The 14,035-nt window shown below is 58.0% G+C and carries 14 protein-coding genes; 7 read left to right on the forward strand and 7 right to left on the reverse strand.

Going from position 1 to position 14,035, the window contains the following annotated elements:
• From HMPREF1985_RS02260 to HMPREF1985_RS10745, 3 genes are all read right to left on the reverse strand, one after another.
• Nucleotides 1–1,103: cache domain-containing sensor histidine kinase (locus HMPREF1985_RS02260; RefSeq protein WP_021770817.1), on the reverse strand; the 1,103-nt coding region annotated here is incomplete at its 3' end.
• 143 nt (nucleotides 1,104–1,246) lie between these two features.
• Nucleotides 1,247–3,217, reverse strand: coding sequence for a methyl-accepting chemotaxis protein (locus tag HMPREF1985_RS02265; RefSeq protein ID WP_021770818.1), 1,971 nt, complete (start codon nucleotides 3,215–3,217; stop codon nucleotides 1,247–1,249).
• A 213-nt stretch (nucleotides 3,218–3,430) separates the two neighbouring features.
• Complete coding sequence (locus HMPREF1985_RS10745) at nucleotides 3,431–4,273, reverse strand: hypothetical protein (RefSeq protein WP_051349036.1); 843 nt, start codon at nucleotides 4,271–4,273, stop codon at nucleotides 3,431–3,433.
• Nucleotides 4,274–4,568: 295 nt separating this feature from the next.
• Between HMPREF1985_RS10745 and HMPREF1985_RS02275 the strand changes: the two genes are divergently transcribed.
• Nucleotides 4,569–5,525, forward strand: coding sequence for an L-lactate dehydrogenase (locus HMPREF1985_RS02275; RefSeq protein ID WP_021770822.1), 957 nt, complete (start codon nucleotides 4,569–4,571; stop codon nucleotides 5,523–5,525).
• 169 nt (nucleotides 5,526–5,694) lie between these two features.
• Here the strand turns inward: HMPREF1985_RS02275 and sucD are convergent, their stop codons facing one another.
• From sucD to HMPREF1985_RS02295, 4 genes are all read right to left on the reverse strand, one after another.
• Entirely contained in the window at nucleotides 5,695–6,600 is a 906-nt protein-coding gene (gene sucD, locus HMPREF1985_RS02280; protein ID WP_021770823.1) for a succinate--CoA ligase subunit alpha, read from the reverse strand.
• Nucleotides 6,601–6,616: 16 nt separating this feature from the next.
• Complete coding sequence (sucC, locus tag HMPREF1985_RS02285) at nucleotides 6,617–7,807, reverse strand: ADP-forming succinate--CoA ligase subunit beta (protein ID WP_021770824.1); 1,191 nt, start codon at nucleotides 7,805–7,807, stop codon at nucleotides 6,617–6,619.
• 144 nt (nucleotides 7,808–7,951) lie between these two features.
• Entirely contained in the window at nucleotides 7,952–9,037 is a 1,086-nt protein-coding gene (locus tag HMPREF1985_RS02290; protein WP_040636827.1) for an iron-containing alcohol dehydrogenase family protein, read from the reverse strand.
• Nucleotides 9,038–9,086: 49 nt separating this feature from the next.
• On the reverse strand, nucleotides 9,087–10,211 hold the full coding sequence (locus HMPREF1985_RS02295) for an aldose epimerase family protein (RefSeq protein ID WP_021770827.1): 1,125 nt from the start codon (nucleotides 10,209–10,211) through the stop codon (nucleotides 9,087–9,089).
• Nucleotides 10,212–10,576: 365 nt separating this feature from the next.
• On the opposite strand from HMPREF1985_RS02295, the gene HMPREF1985_RS02300 reads away from it, so the two are divergent.
• The 6 genes from HMPREF1985_RS02300 (at nucleotide 10,577) to HMPREF1985_RS02320 (ending at nucleotide 14,025) form a co-directional block, all read left to right on the forward strand.
• Complete coding sequence (locus HMPREF1985_RS02300) at nucleotides 10,577–10,903, forward strand: helix-turn-helix transcriptional regulator (protein ID WP_196805304.1); 327 nt, start codon at nucleotides 10,577–10,579, stop codon at nucleotides 10,901–10,903.
• Between the two features lies 1 nt (nucleotide 10,904).
• Nucleotides 10,905–11,108 (forward strand): helix-turn-helix transcriptional regulator, encoded by a 204-nt coding sequence (locus tag HMPREF1985_RS10945; RefSeq protein ID WP_071782660.1) that lies wholly within the window; start codon nucleotides 10,905–10,907, stop codon nucleotides 11,106–11,108.
• Nucleotides 11,109–11,246: 138 nt separating this feature from the next.
• Entirely contained in the window at nucleotides 11,247–11,528 is a 282-nt protein-coding gene (locus HMPREF1985_RS02305; protein WP_021770830.1) for a hypothetical protein, read from the forward strand.
• 11 nt (nucleotides 11,529–11,539) lie between these two features.
• A complete protein-coding gene (locus tag HMPREF1985_RS02310) occupies nucleotides 11,540–12,301 on the forward strand; it encodes a ParA family protein (RefSeq protein WP_021770831.1) in 762 nt (253 codons plus the stop codon).
• Nucleotides 12,298–13,542: a ParB/RepB/Spo0J family partition protein gene (locus tag HMPREF1985_RS02315; protein WP_021770832.1), complete on the forward strand. Its 1,245-nt coding sequence runs from the start codon at nucleotides 12,298–12,300 to the stop codon at nucleotides 13,540–13,542. Before HMPREF1985_RS02310 ends, HMPREF1985_RS02315 begins: the two co-directional genes overlap by 4 nt.
• Nucleotides 13,543–13,560: 18 nt before the next feature.
• Nucleotides 13,561–14,025 (forward strand): M23 family metallopeptidase, encoded by a 465-nt coding sequence (locus HMPREF1985_RS02320; RefSeq protein WP_021770833.1) that lies wholly within the window; start codon nucleotides 13,561–13,563, stop codon nucleotides 14,023–14,025.
• The last annotated feature ends 10 nt before the right edge of the window (nucleotides 14,026–14,035 follow it).

Below are 14,035 nucleotides of genomic sequence, written 5' to 3' on the forward strand. Positions count from 1 at the left end.
GCGCTCGCCGTCAGCTCCTCGCTCGACGCCGAGACCTGCTCCGCCGCCTTCGACGTGCTCGAGACCATCTTGCGCATGGAATCGAGCATCTTCGCGTTGTTGTTCTGCAAGTCCCCGACCTCATCGACGCGGTCGCTTGGCGGGATCTGCATCGAGAGGTCTCCCCCTGCGATGCGCGCTGCGATGGCAGAGAGCTTCTCAATCGGCGTGATGGCGGACGTGAGGAAGTAGAACGTGATGCCGAGGAGGATCAGAACGGCGACGATGCAGATGCCGAGCAGGATGTAGCTCATGTGCGTAGCGGACTCCTGCGCCTCGCTGCGCGGCATCGAAACGAGAGCCGTCCATCCCGAATCGCCGACCGGCGCTGCCGCGTAAAGACGCGTCACGCCCTCAAAATCGTATTCGAACGATTCGAGCTTGCCCGTCATGAGCTTCGCGGCGAGCTCCTTTCCTCCATCTATTTCGGTGAGTTTTTCCTCGATGCCGTATTTCGGATGGGCGATAAACTCGCTGTTGCGCCCGAGGATGACGATCGAGCCCGTATCGCCGGCCTTGACGTCCTTGACTTCGTCCGACACCGCGTCGAGGTCGACGTTCAGCGCGACGACGCCGAGGAGCCTGCCGTCCTTCATGATGGCGCGGCTGATCGTCAGAACGGGCTGATTATCGGAAGCCGCCTTATAGACATCCGAGATGACATCCTTGTCCGGAGAAGCGACGGCATCCTTGTACCAGTTGCGCGTGCGCGGGTCGTAGTTCGCGGCAAACGGTATCGTTCCATCGGTCGTGCCGTCCGGGCGTCCGACAAACGCCGCCTTGACGCCCCTCAGCTTCGTGAGCTGCGCGAGTCCCTTCTTCATCGATTCGCCCGTCGGCATCGCCTCGCCCCAGTTGATCGCCGTCGTGTTGACCGCCGTGCGGTCCGCATCGACCGCGACCGTAATGCGGTTCGCATAATGCTGGGTCAGCTCGGCGAGATAGCTGTGCGATATATCGCTGAGCGCGGAACGCGCCATCGAGTTAATGATGAGTCCCATGACGATGAATACCACGACGAGTGGTATCCCGATGCCAAGCAGCATCTTTGGTTTCAATTTCATAAAAAAACCTCCCTGCAACGACCGATCACCGCGATGCGTGAATCCTGTTTCGTTAACCTGATATTAGACTCATTTCGCCGAACAGTTACGGAATCCTTCTATTTCGTAGAAAATTTTATGGAATTTCCCGAAGGAGCCTTCCCTTACTTCAGTTTGAACTTCTTGACGCCAGCCTGCAGTTTCTCCGCAAGATCGGCAAGCGTATGGCTCGCTGCCGCGATTTCCTGCGTCGAGGCAGCCTGCTGCTCCGAAACGGCGCTGACATCCGTCGCTTTCTTCTGGACGCTCTGTGACGCTTTGCTGATGCGCTCCACCTGCCCGACGGTTTTCGTACACGCTTTCTGCACCGCCTCGTTGCCTTCCCGAATCGTGCGGATCGCCTCTGTGAGGCGCGTCACGTCATCTGCGATACGGCCGAATTCCTCGCCTGCAACCTTGACGTGCGCAACGCTTTCTTGCACTTCTTCCTGCTGTGCCCGCGTGAGGTCGAACGTCTGCTGGATCTCGATGCCGTTTCGCTTGATGACGTCGTTGATCTCCTGCGCCGCCTCTTCGGATTGCTCCGCCAGCTTGCGCACTTCGTCCGCGACGACGGCGAAGCCTCGCCCCTGTCCACCTGCGCGCGCCGCTTCGATCGCGGCATTGAGCGCGAGCAGCTTCGTCTGCCCCGAGATCTCCGTGATCGCTTCGTTGATGCGCGCGATGTTCTTCGCGTCGTCGTAGAGCTTTTGCACGGCGGCATCGACGCCGGCCGCACCGCGTGCCAGGCGTTCGACCCCCGCGACGACTTGATCGATGAGCTCGCGCCCCTCTGCCGTTGCCGACTGCGTATTCCCGGCCGCCTCCATCGCCTCCGCCACAGCCTTTCTGGAACGGTCCATCGATTCATTCATGTCGTTGACCGTTTCCTCGGCGCTGCCGACAATCTTGCTCTGCTCCGCACTCTGCTCGGCGATCGAGACGACGGCCTCCGCCGCCGACTGCGATGCCTGCGCCGTCTGATTCGCGCTCGTCGTCAGCTCCTCGCTCGACGAGGAGACTTGCTCCGCCGCCTTTCCCGTATCCGCGACCATATCGCGCATCGCCGCGAGCATTTTTGCGTTATTGTTGTGCAAGATGCCGATCTCGTCGGTGCGCGCACTCGCGGGGATCTGCATCGAGAGATCCCCGCCCGCGATGCGCTCCGCGAGGGCGGAGAGCCGCGCGATCGGCGTCGTTGCCGAACCGAGGAAGCAGTAGGTGATCGCAAGGAGGATGAGGAGCGTGAGCACGCAGATGCCCGCGAGCATATAGCTCATGTGCGCGACGTCCTCGAACGCCTCTTTTTGGGGAATGGACACGACCATCGTCCACCCCGTCGAGCGGATCGGCGAGACGGCAAAGAACCGATCCACGCCGCGGAATTGATCCTCAATCGTCTCGACTTTTCCGGACATCATGCGCTTGACGAGTTCCTTGCTCGAGCCGCCGTCTACTTCCGTCATCTTCTCCTCGACGGAATGCCCGTGGTGATAGATGTACTCGCTCGAGCTGCCGAGCACATAGAGCGTGCCGGTCTCGCCGACCTTGACATCCTTTAGGAGATCCGCAACCGTATCGAGCGAGATGTTCGCGCCGATGACGCCGAGGATCTCGCCGTTCTTCTTGACCGCGCGGCTGATCGTGATGACGGGCTTGCCCGACGACGACGCCATGTATGCCTCGGAAACGACGGTCTTTCCGTCCGCCGCGACCGCACTCTTATACCAATCGCGCGTGCGCGGATCCCAGCCGTCCCGCATCGTATTGCTCGCCGCATACGTCCCATCCGGCCGCCCGAAGTAAAACGAGAGCATGCCGTCAGACTTCGCGAGACTGTTGATCTCCGCCTGCATGTCTGCTCCGACGGGCAGCGCCCCCTCCCAGATTTTGCCGACCGAATCGACGACCGCAACGTTTGCGCGCACGACGGAATCGATCTCATGCGCGTAGTGCTGGCTCATCTCTTCGAGCGAAGCCGACGTCGACTCGCGCAGTGCCGAGCTCGCCATCGAGTAAATCGCAATGCCCATGATAAGGAATGCAAGGACGAGCGGAATGCCGATCCCAAGCATCATCTTCGGTTTTAGTTTCATGTTCGAACATCCTCCTAAAGCTCGTTGCGCCAGCCTTGACGCATGTTCCGAAAGGGAAAAACGGCGTATTGCGTCAATCCATCCGATTCATTTTATGATAAATCCATTCGATTCTTTTTCTTAAAATCCTGCTAGAAATCCAGTTTTATTTGTCTGCCCGCACAAAAAGGCGTGACCGAATGGCCACGCCTTTTTGCGTCCCGTTTCCAAAGCCTAGTGTGCCGCGGCAGCCGTTCCTGTCGCAGCATCCGCCGCACCTGCGCTGCCCGCTGCCTTTTGGCCGAGCTTTGCGAGCGCGGCTTCCAAGCGCTTCGTGATCGCGGCATGCGTGTCCTGCGTGATCTTTGGCATCTTGTCCTCGCCCGTCGCGTCCTTCCACGTGATGCCGGCCTGCTTGAAGCCCGCTTCGATCGCGCCCTGCATGGCCTTGAGCTTCGCCGCGTCGTTTCCCGCGAGCGCCGTCGCCATGCCGAAGAGGCGGTCCGAAACCGCATGCACCGACCACTGGCCGCCGTCCGCAATCGCTTTCGCCGCCTCTTCGGGCGTCGTGCCGACAGATGGCAGGACGAACTTGTCCGCCCCGATCTTCGTGCCGCCGAAGTTCAGCGTACCGACGCCGTCATCGACGTAGCCCTGAAGCTGCTTGTTGTGCGACGAAAGCACATCGATCATGAGCTGGTAGGCGGCGTTCACCTTGCTGCCGCCGTTCGCCGAGAGCGAGCCCTGCACGAGCAGGTTCGCATTCGTCGTGCCCTTCGCCATCGATTCGAGCATCTTTTGATAGCCGCTGTCAATGCCTGCCTGCAGAACCTTCGCCTGCTCTTTCGTCAGGCCTTTGATCGCCTTCTCCTGCGCTGCGCCGTCTGCCTTGACGTCAATTTGGTACGCACGCGTCGCCGCACTTGCCGCAGACGCATGCACGTCCTTTGCAGGCGCCACGCCGCCTGCCTGCTTCGCTTGACGTGCCGCCGCGACGTCGGACGCCGTGACGTTCGCCTGCGTGCCCGCGCCCATGCCCGAAACCGCAGTTGCATTCGTTACTTCCGTTACATCCATGTCCATGTCCTCCTTTTGCTGCCCATCCTTGTGAACGGTCTATCGCCAGCAGATAGAGCCATTCGCTTATATTATCGTGCATTCGCCTGTTTTTGACAAGGAATTTTTCGCGGGCTTTCACGGGCTTTCACGGGCTTTCACGCACCGGCCACACGGCAAAAAGAACCAAAACAAGCCATTGAAACTTTTTCTCATGATAACGGCAGGAATCCGTTGACAATCCAACTTTAGAATGATAGGATTGCATTGACAAGAGTTTTTTTTCACATATACTTCGATAGCAGGGGGTAATCGAATGAATCAGAGAAGAAAGATTGTCGTCATCGGTGCCAGCAACGTCGGTTCCGCCGTTGCGAACAAGATTGCGGACTTCCAGCTCGCAACGGAAGTCGCGCTCATCGACATCAATGAGGATAAGGCATGGGGCGAGGCAAAGGATTCGAGCCATGCGACGAGCTGCATCTACAGCACGAATATCAAGTTCCACCTCGGCGACTACGACGACTGCAAGGATGCAAACATCATCGTCATCACGGCCGGTCCGTCCATCCGTCCGGGTGAGACGCCGGATCGCCTCAAGCTCGCCGGCACGAACGTCAAGATCATGTCGTCCGTCTTCAGCGAGATCGTAAAGCGCACGAAGGAAGCCATGATCATCATGATCACGAACCCGCTCGACGTGGCCACCTATGCGGTATCGACGATGTTCGATTACCCGCGCCATCTCATCCTCGGCACGGGCACGCTCCTCGAGACGTATCGCTTCCGCCGCATCCTCGCCGATCGGTATCAGGTCGACCCGAAGACGATCCACGGATACGTCCTCGGCGAGCACGGCAATGCGGCATTCGTCGCATGGTCGACGACGGGCTGCGCAGGCTTTTCCATCGATCTCCTCGACGAGTATTTCCATCATACGGAAAAGCTCAGCAAGGCCGGCGTCGAGAAGGAGCTCGTGCAGGTCGCATACGACGTCATCAACCGCAAGGGCTTCACGAACACGGGCGTCGCGATGGCGGCATGCCGCTACATCAAGGCGGTGCTCTACGACGAGCACACGATCCTCCCGTGCTCCGCGGTCATGGAAGGCGAGTACGGCATCAAGAACGTCGCCCTCTCCATCCCGCGCATGGTCTGCGCAGACGGAGTCGTACGCTCGTTCGAGATCCACCTCTCGGACGACGAGCTGGAAAAGATGCACAAGGCCGCCCAGAGCGTCCGCCATGCACTCGACGGCGCAGGCGTGAAGTAATGTGAAGAAGCCCTCACGGCTTGGCCAAGAGGGTGCTGCGGGCAAGCGCGCGATTCGTTTGCCCGCAGCTTTTTTCATGCAGCGCGTTCCACAGGACAAAAAAGAGATTGCCGCAGGACTTTGCAGCAATCTCTTTTTCCGTTCCATGGGTTTCCCTGCTCCCAGCATCTCAGCAGGTATGGCACTTCTCGAACAGTCCTTTTCCCTTGAGGAGCTTGACCATCGTCGCGCCGATGTGCGCGACGGTATCGGCCACGGGGATGCCTGCTGCGGTGAGCGCGGCAACTTTGTCCGCCGCCGTGCCCTTGCCGCCTGAGATGATCGCGCCCGCATGCCCCATGCGCTTGCCCGGAGGCGCCTGACGCCCTGCGATGAATGCGGAGACGGGCTTTTCTTTCAGGTTCTCCTGGATCCACTTCGCCGCGTCCTCCTCCGCCGTGCCGCCGATCTCGCCGATCATGAGGACGGCGAGCGTATCGGGATCGTCCTTGAAAAGCTTCAGCGCATCGATGAAGTCCATGCCCTTGACGGGGTCGCCGCCGATGCCGACAGTCGTCGTCTGCCCGATGCCCGCGTTCGTCAGCTGGAACGCCGCCTCGTAGGTGAGCGTGCCGGAGCGCGAGATGACGCCGACGTGGCCAGGCTTGCTGACGCTGCCGGGCGTGATGCCGAGCTTCGCCTGATCTGCGGTCAAAATGCCGGGGCAGTTCGGTCCGACGAGCCGCGTCCTGCGCCCTTCCAGGTAGCGGCGCACCTTGACCATGTCGAGCACGGGGATGTGCTCGGTGATGCAGACGACGAGATCGAGATCCGCATCGGCCGCCTCCATGATGGAGTCCGCTGCGAAGCGCGCGGGCACGTAGACGACGGATGCCGTCGCGCCCGTTGCGCGGACGGCGTCCCGCACGGTATTGAACACAGGGACGCCCTCGACGGACTGCCCTGCCTTTCCAGGGGTTACGCCGCCGACGATCTTCGTCCCGTAGTCGAGCATCTGCTTCGTGTGGAACGACGCCGCCTTGCCCGTGATGCCCTGTACGATGACTTTCGTATCCTTATCAACCAAAACTGACATAGCCTTGCCCTCCCTTTCAAGCCTTCGCCGCAGCGACGCGCTTCACGATCTCTTCCGCACCGCCTTCCATCGTCGCGGCGGGGAACACGTTCGCAATCGGCGTGTTCTTCAGGATCGCGCGCCCTTCCTTGACCTTCGTCCCCTCAAGGCGCACGACGACGGGAACCGGCAGCGATTTTCCATCGGGAGAGATGATCTTCGCCGCCTCGATGATGCCGTTTGCGATGTTGTCGCAGCGGTTGATGCCGCCGAAGATGTTGACGAAGATGCCTTTTGCCTGGCCGCCTTCGAGCATGATGCGGAACGCCTTTGCGATCTTCTCCGGCTCGGAGTCGCCGCCGACATCGAGGAAGTTCGCCGGCTCGCCGCCGTAGTGCTTGATGATGTCGACGGTGGCCATCGCGAGGCCAGCGCCGTTGACCATGCAGGCGACATCGCCGCCAAGGTTGACGTAGTTGAGCCCGGCTTCCGCCGCCTCGCGCTCCTTCGGATCCTCCTCCGTCTCATCGCGAAGCGCGACGATGTCGGGATGGCGGAAGAGCGCGCTGTCATCGAAGTTGAGCTTCGCGTCGAGCGCGATGACGTCGTCCTCTGCCGTGACGACGAGGGGATTGATCTCGACCTGCGAGCAGTCCTTGCCGATCATCACCTTGTAGAGCCCCTGCATGAGCGCCGTCGCCTTGCGGATGGCAGGCGCGGGGATATGGATCGCATACGCCATGCGCTGCGCTTGAAACGGAGCAAGCCCAATGACGGGATCGATGTATTCCTTGTAGATCTTTTCGGGGGTCTTGGCAGCGACCTTCTCGATCTCAACGCCGCCTTCTTCCGAGCCCATCATGACGATGCGCGCCGTCTGGCGGTCGACGACAAAGGAGAGGTAATACTCTTTCTGGATGCTTGCGCCTGCCTCGATGAGCAGACGTCCGACTTTCTTGCCTTCAGGACCGGTCTGATGCGTGACGAGCGTCTTGCCGAGCAGCTCTTTTGCATAGCCCCTGACCTCGTCGGCCGACTTCGCGATCTTGACGCCGCCCGCCTTGCCGCGGCCGCCCGCATGGATCTGTGCTTTGACAACGATAACGGGAGTAGCGAGCGCTTTCGCGTTCGCTACCGCCTCCTCCACCGTGAACGCCGGTTTGCCGTCCGGGACATGCACGCCGTAGGAGCGCAGGATTTCCTTGCTTTGGTACTCATGGATATTCATTGTCTTGCCCCCTTATGCACTGAAGAAGCCGAGATGTTGCGCCAAACACGATTCGGTATGGTTCGGTTATCATTCACCTCGGCTTCGATGGTTTTATTATAGAACTTTCCCTTTATTTCGTCTAATTATAAATATTTATTTTATTCATTGATGGTTCTTATGATAAGTTTCCAGCTTGCGCGCCGCATCGAGCAATACGCTCTGCGTGATCTTGTACGGCATGATGCGCACGTCCTGCTTTTTCTCCGTCGCCTGAAAGACGCGATGGATGTCGTCCTCGCCCGCGCCGATGTCCTTGCGGCACGTCGGCAGCCCGATCCTGCGGCAAAAGCGGAAAAAGCGCTCGAATTCTTCGACCTGCCCATCGCAGAGCAGGAGAAGAAGGATGCCGTAGGCGACGAGCCCGCCGTGCTGACGGCACTGCTCGCGCGCGGAGAGATTGCCGAGCTCGACGAAGAGTGCGTGCGCGATATGCCCGTTGTACTCGGGCGCAGCGAGATTCGAGACGAGACCGCTCGTGATGATGACGGCGAGCACCGTCTCCTCGAACGCGAGGCTCGCGCGGTGCTGACGGTTGTCCTCCAGCGCCTGCGCGCCGTAGGCGTAAAGCGGCTCGGCGCACATCTTCGAGAGCGCGATGCCCATGCCGTCGCGATGGCAGAGCGTCTTGCCGCGCGACGCGATCTGCGCCTCGTAGAACTTCGCCATCGTGTCCCCGATGCCGCGCCGCAGCACCTCGACGGGGGCATGGACGAGGATGCGCGTGCAGATGAAGACGTGAACCGGCGGCACGATGGAGTAAAGGTATTCGCGGAAGCGGCCGTCCGGCTCGTAAACCGTCGCGATGCTCGCCGATGCCGCGCAGCTCCCCGCAACGGTTGGAAAGGTAAAGTACGGCTTGTTAACCGTGTGCGCAACGGCTTTTGCCGTGTCGATGACCTTGCCGCCTCCGACGGCAAAGATCATATCGGCCTCCGCGACAGCGCTGTCGTTCGCGATGCGCGCGATCGCTTTGCGCGTCGTCTGCCCGCTCGCATGGATGAACCCCGTGAACTCGAGCCCGACCCCCTCGACCGCCTTGACCATCTTCTCCTGCGCCGCCTCGACCCCTTCCCTGCCGCCGATGACGACGACGGTCTTTCCGTAGCGCGGACAGATTTCGCGTATCTTGTCGTACGCCTCCTCGCCGATCGTGTAGTTCGGAAAAGATACCGTATACCGTTTCGTCATAAAGCCTCTCCTTTTCTGCATCTGCCGCGCGCTTGCCGCACGTTGCCGCTCAGTCAGTTGGCGCGAGCACGTAGACCGTCTGCGCCTTCCACGTATCGCCCTGTTTCAGATACGGCTGGGGGAAGGAAGGATTGGCAGGCGCATTGGGGTAAAACTGCGTCTCCAGGCAAAACGCGCCGCGTCTTTCGTAGACAGCGCCGTCCTTGCCGTGCACGCCCTTCAAGGCATTTGCCGTGTAGAACTGTACGCCGGGCTGCGTCGTATAGCACGTGAGGGACAGCCCGGTCTCCTCCGCCTCGGCATACGCTGCCTTCTTTAGGCCGCCCGCTGCGTAGTCGATGGGGCAGCCGGGATCGTAGCCGAACATGCCGGGCCTCTGCTCGACGGCTGCCGGTTCGTCGCGGATGACCCAGTTGTGGTCGTAGCCGCCTGCCATCCTGAGTTCGTCGAAATCGTCGTCGATATGTGCGCCGATCGGCGTGAGCGTTCTGAGATCCATCGGCGTGCCCGCGACGGAAAGAATCCTGCCGTCGGGCAAGGACTCCGCATCCGCCCACGTGTATGCATCCGAAAAGAGCTGGATTTTCTGTGCGAGCACCGATCCCGAATCGTGTCCTGCGAGATTGAAGTAGGCGTGATTCGTGAGATTGCAGAGCGTATCGGCATCCGACTCCGCCGCATAGGTGAGGCAGAGTTCGTTGTCGTTCGAAAGTGCGTAGCGAACCCTTGCCGTGAGATTGCCGGGATAGCCGCCCTCCCCGTCCCTGCTGCGGTACGTGAGCAGAAGCCCCGTGTCCGTCGCCTCCGCATCCCAAAGCCTCCGATGGAACCCAAAAAAACCGCCGTGAATGTGGTTTTGCTTCTTCGATCCCGTGTTGCATTCGAGCTGGTAGTCCTTGCCCGCAATCGTCACCCTGCCGCCCGCGATGCGGTTCGCCACGCGCCCGACGAGCCCACCAAACGATGCCGTATCCGCCTCATACGCGGCCGCGCTTTCCAATCCAAGCACGACATCGACGCGCCTGCCGCCTCGTGCAAACGCGCTCCAACCGACGAGACGTGCGCCGAACGTCGTCACCTTTGCTTCCGTTCCCTTCGTGTTTCGGAGGGTGTAGAGAGATGCTTCCCGCCCATCGCGCAAGCGGCCGAACGATTCCTTCGTGATTTTTGCCATTGCCGAGTCCTCCCGAATTGCTTTCTGATTCCATACAATTTAACTTTACTCGTTCCGATTTCGTTTGTCAATGAGGAAGTCCGCGCGGTGTAGGTTTGTCAATGAGGAAGTCCGCGCGGCTCTACAATAAATGTTGTGGGAACTCATTTTATGAGTTATCTCACAGCATTTATTTTTTTGCCTAAAAACGAGGTGAAGGGATGGGGGCAACGGAAAAAATAGCTGCATTTGTGGATGGCTTGCCGAAGGATTGCATTGAGGTGCGCACGGAGGAGCAGATTCGATTTCATCTTCCGCGCAAGTCCTATCCATGTCCGCATTGCGGCTCGACGCATACGATTGTCAATTCATACGGGGCAGTGAAGATGTATGGGCTCAACTCATCCGTGGAATACATTTACCGAAGGAGGAGGATGCTTTGCCAAGATTGCAAGCGCACGTTCTCGGAGGATGCACCTTTTTTGCCGATGTGGCAACGCACACCGCTGAACCGCCTGCGGCAAGTGAGGGCGCGCGCGAATTTTTCACAGGAAGATGTCATGCGGGCAATCGGCGTGAGCAAATTCTTTTATACGCAATTTGAGGCAATAAAGGATCCCGTGATCCCCACGTTGCCCGTTGCCATAAAGATAGCCAATTTTTTGCATACGACAGTGGAAGATATATGGGGAGACATGGAAGGCGGTGGATAGCGTGAATCGATTGAAAGCAATCCGTCTGGCACAAGGGAAGCATCAAGTGGAGATTGCCGATATGGCCAATATCGCGCGTCGGTCATACATCCGCTACGAAGCAGATGCAACGCCTCCGAATGTGCTGTCCGCCATCCGAATTGCAGACGCGCTGGGCGTGGCAGATTTACGGGAAATATGGAATCCTGCTGCATCGCCCAAATAAAAACCGCATCGACGCGGAATCGATGCGGGCAAGAAGATAATGCCACCCTCTCAAAAGTGACAACTATCAGTGCTTATAGGATAACAAGGTTTTATGAAAAATGCAAGAAGAAAATGCAAACTCTCAGGAGGCGATGAGATGGAGGAAGCCATATCGGAATCCACCTACGCTTTGCAGCAGAAGAACGCGGAACTGGAGAAGAAGATCCAGTATCTGGAAACGATCATCGAGGTGCACCATGTCACGAAATTCGATGAGAACCTGCATCGGTTCAAATTGAACATCCGGACCGGCCTGCGCCAGATCGTGGCCGAGCTGCAAGCGATGGAATATGACCCTGCGAATACGGAGCGCGTAGATGAGCTCATCTCCTATTTGCAGGATGTCATTCATGAGCTGGAACGATTTCACTATTGTTAGGAGAATCTCACATGAAAACGATCAGTTTCATCAACCTGAAAGGCGGCGTCGGAAAGACGACGCTGTCTACGAATCTTGCCTACCTGCTTGCCGAATCATGGGAGCTGAAAGTTCTTTTCATCGACAACGACAAGCAGGGAAATGCCTCGCGCTGGCTGGGGGCAGATCCGAATCAAGGCACACTTGCCAATATCCTGATGGATGGTGCGAAGGCAAGCGAGGTGGTGCAGTCCTCGCGCCATGGGAATTTAGACTTCATTGCGGCTGACATGGGGCTGCTGGAAGCGAATCTTGCCGTGCTTGGCAGAAAGACGCAGAGACAGGACGTGATCTTGAAGCAAGCCTTTGAGGAAATCGCAGATCAGTATGCAGTCTGCATCATAGACAATCCGCCTGACATCAACATGAGCGTGTTCAATGCGCTGTCCATCACGGATGATGTTGTCATCGTGACACTCCCCGAAACGGACAGCATGGACGGCATCAAAAAGATGGCCGCACAAATTGAAGATGTGAAGCAGTTCAATCCGTACATCTCCATCAAGGGCGTTTTGGTCAATCAATACCTATCTTATCCCGACCTGTCCGATTCATACGAGGATATGAAAGCATTGGGGCTTCCCCTCTTTCATACAAAGATTTCGTATGCGACACGAGAAGCAAAATATCGTTTGATGACGGCCAGCAAGACGGGGAAGAGCATATTTGAAGTCTGTCCGAATTGTCGTGTTGCCAGAGATATGATGCACTTTGCAGAGGAGATGTTCGCATGAAAAAGCACAACGGCAGCCTGCTGTCTTATCTGAATGCCAATACGCGAAATGCGGCACAGCCCGTGAGCGGCTATGCGGTGCAGCAGATTGACGCAGAAAAAATCATTCCCAACGAAAAGAATTTTTACTCCATCGAGGGGATAGAAGAACTCGCCAATTCGCTTGCCGTATCGGATCATATCCCACCGCTGGAAGTCGTGGACAACGGAAACGGAACGTATCGTCTGATTTCTGGAGAACGCAGGCTCTCCGCTACGCTGTACCGTATTCAGCGCGGCGAAATCACACGGGCAGATCTGCCTTGCCATGTGATTCCGCCATTTGAAAGCCAGGGCGCACTTTCGGCCGAGCAAATGGAGACGCTTTCCATCATCCTGGCGAATAACTATCGGCACAAGACTGCATTGGATCAGCTGAAGGAGGTGCGCGAGCTTGAGCCGATTGCAAAGGCGATTTACGAAGAGGCGAAGGGGCAAGGCGGATTGCTTGACGAAACCGGGAAAAACATGAAATTCCGGACATTCTTTGCCGAGCAAATCCTTTCCATATCGCCGACCGCATTGCAGCGCCTGCAAACCCTGTCCCAGCTTTCCGATGCGGCAAAAGAGGCATTTGACGATGGGCTCATCAGCAAAAGCACGGCGAGCGAAATTGCCAGCCTGGAACAGGACGAACAGGATGCCTTTATTCAAGGGATTCGTGACGGGGAGCATGGCGGTACGGTTTCGGATGCGAGGAACTGGTTCGCTCAGCGCGTGGCAGCGGCAGACGATCAAGAGGAACGGACGGACGTAGATTATGACGAGGAAGGCGAGAAGAATCGTGCACAAAACAGCGATAAGGGCGATGCTGTGCCTTGCGAGGAAAATACCTCAGAAAAAGAAGCGGATATATCGGCATCGTCCGACATGCCTGCTGCATCGCGTGCACCGTCCTATGAGGAGACCTTGGAAAAAGAGGAAGGCCAGACCGTATTTCCAGGGATGGAGCGAGAGAAAGACACCTCGGATGCGGATGAGGAAGTGATGCCAGAGCACGGGCTTGACATGAAATCGTTGATGGAATCGGCAGACAACGCGGAAAAGGATGCCAACAAATGGATTCTAGGAATCTTATCCGAGCTGGAGAACACGGCAAGATCGTTTGCGCAAAATATGGACAGGAATGGCGATACGACAGAAGCAGCAAAATGGGAGCTTCGCAGTGCATCGCTCCGATTGGTGATAGAGACCATTCGCTAAAGGCGGGGGGCAGCGGGCATGTGGATTAAAAAATTTACAATCAGAGGGATTCTCGTCGGGCTAGTATGCGTATTTTTCCTGTCTCCTGTCTGCATGGCAGAACTGCCCATCACATCATCTTTTGGTTGGCGCGTCCATCCCATCACGGGCGCATGGAAGTTCCATAGTGGGCTTGACCTAGGGTACGACTATGGCACGCCCATCCCTGCGATGTTCGATGGCGTTGTCGTGCAAGCGGGGGATTTCGGCGACGGCTACGGGAATCAGGTCATGCTGTACCATCCTGCGATGGACTGCTACACGCGCTATGCGCACATGTCAGGCGTGATCGTAGACGTTGGTGCCAGTGTGGCGCAAGGGGAAATCATCGGATACGTCGGTGCAACAGGGAATGCCACAGGGCCACATCTGCATTTGGAGTGGATTGTCAAAGGCGAGGACGGGGGTTATGTCTATGCCGATCCCATCGGGTTATGGATGTAAGGAGGGAAGA

The sequence above is a fragment of the Mitsuokella sp. oral taxon 131 str. W9106 genome (assembly GCF_000469545.1).
GTDB lineage: Bacteria > Bacillota > Negativicutes > Selenomonadales > Selenomonadaceae > AWVT01.

Coding starts and splice junctions, on each gene's coding strand:
- HMPREF1985_RS02265 (WP_021770818.1), bottom strand. CDS start 3,217: ATGAAACTAAAACCGAAGATGATGCTTGGGATCGGCATTCCGCTCGTC.
- HMPREF1985_RS10745 (WP_051349036.1), bottom strand. CDS start 4,273: ATGGATGTAACGGAAGTAACGAATGCAACTGCGGTTTCGGGCATGGGC.
- HMPREF1985_RS02275 (WP_021770822.1), top strand. CDS start 4,569: ATGAATCAGAGAAGAAAGATTGTCGTCATCGGTGCCAGCAACGTCGGT.
- sucD (WP_021770823.1), bottom strand. CDS start 6,600: ATGTCAGTTTTGGTTGATAAGGATACGAAAGTCATCGTACAGGGCATC.
- sucC (WP_021770824.1), bottom strand. CDS start 7,807: ATGAATATCCATGAGTACCAAAGCAAGGAAATCCTGCGCTCCTACGGC.
- HMPREF1985_RS02290 (WP_040636827.1), bottom strand. CDS start 9,037: ATGACGAAACGGTATACGGTATCTTTTCCGAACTACACGATCGGCGAG.
- HMPREF1985_RS02295 (WP_021770827.1), bottom strand. CDS start 10,211: ATGGCAAAAATCACGAAGGAATCGTTCGGCCGCTTGCGCGATGGGCGG.
- HMPREF1985_RS02300 (WP_196805304.1), top strand. CDS start 10,577: ATGTATGGGCTCAACTCATCCGTGGAATACATTTACCGAAGGAGGAGG.
- HMPREF1985_RS02305 (WP_021770830.1), top strand. CDS start 11,247: ATGGAGGAAGCCATATCGGAATCCACCTACGCTTTGCAGCAGAAGAAC.
- HMPREF1985_RS02310 (WP_021770831.1), top strand. CDS start 11,540: ATGAAAACGATCAGTTTCATCAACCTGAAAGGCGGCGTCGGAAAGACG.
- HMPREF1985_RS02315 (WP_021770832.1), top strand. CDS start 12,298: ATGAAAAAGCACAACGGCAGCCTGCTGTCTTATCTGAATGCCAATACG.
- HMPREF1985_RS02320 (WP_021770833.1), top strand. CDS start 13,561: ATGTGGATTAAAAAATTTACAATCAGAGGGATTCTCGTCGGGCTAGTA.